This is a genomic window from Candidatus Pelagibacter communis (assembly GCF_001179925.1).
GTDB lineage: Bacteria > Pseudomonadota > Alphaproteobacteria > Pelagibacterales > Pelagibacteraceae > Pelagibacter > Pelagibacter ubique_E.
Map to the genome: position 1 here is coordinate 1 of NZ_CVSF01000036.1, position 976 is coordinate 976.

Sequence of the window (976 nt, forward strand, 5' to 3'; positions counted from 1 at the left end):
TGTAAATTCGTGCGCTATTTGAAATGTTCTCAACAATCCTTTTGAAAATAATTCATAAGAAGGCGCGTCTGTTATGTCTTCATTATTAAACATAACACTACCCTTTGAGGATCTTAAATTACCAGCAATTAAATTAAACAAAGTTGTTTTACCAGAACCATTTGGACCTATAATTCCAGTGATAGTACCTTTTTTAACATTTAAAGAACAATCAGATACTGCTGCTAATCCTCCAAAATACTTTGATAAATTATTAATCTCTAGAATATTTTCAGACATTAATTATTTAATCTTTTATGAATACTATTTAAAGTATTAACAACTGACTTGTAAACATTTTTTTTTGTCATCACTTTCAAGCCTTGCTGATTAAGTCCTTTGGGTGTTTGAGAGTCTTTTACTAAATATTTCAAATCTTTTTTTGAATTTACAAATGCATCTTCAGATAAAGCTAAAAATAAAGAAGTTATATATTTTTGAGCATCTAACCTTTTTATGCCTTTTTTAACTAACCAATTACTCATTACTCTCAATATTTCATAATACGAAGCCATCATTCCAGATGTTGACCAAAAATTAATTGATAATTTCTCATTCTTAATTTCAACCGTTGATCCAATTTTATCAAAAAAACTTTTCACTTTTTTATTTGGAGGACATATAGGAATAGGTCCTTTTTTTAATGATATAGGAGGAAGTGGTATTGCTCTAACGATGTCAGCCTTTACTTTTACCATTTTCTTTAATCTTGGTATTGTTATTGTTGATATGAAACTTATAATTGTTTGATTAGATTTAAATTTTAAATCTTTAATTATTCTTTCACCAACTGTCGGGGTTACTGCAAGAAAAACCCAGCTGCATTTATCGATTATTTGCTGATTTTTATTTTCAATAACAATTTTTTTGTATTTTCTTTTAAGATTATTAGAAATTTTTTTATTTCTTAAGGAGATATATATTTTGTCATATTTAA

Annotated in this window: 2 protein-coding genes; both read right to left on the bottom strand. The window is 26.5% G+C overall.

The window, feature by feature from the left end; all coding sequences use genetic code 11:
- A partial coding sequence (locus AMN70_RS02465) for an ATP-binding cassette domain-containing protein (protein ID WP_143323402.1) occupies positions 1 to 279 on the bottom strand: 279 nt, incomplete at its 3' end.
- The coding region (locus AMN70_RS02470; RefSeq protein WP_075501441.1) for a pyrroline-5-carboxylate reductase at positions 279 to 976 on the bottom strand (698 nt) is incomplete at its 5' end. The genes AMN70_RS02465 and AMN70_RS02470, both read right to left, overlap by 1 nt.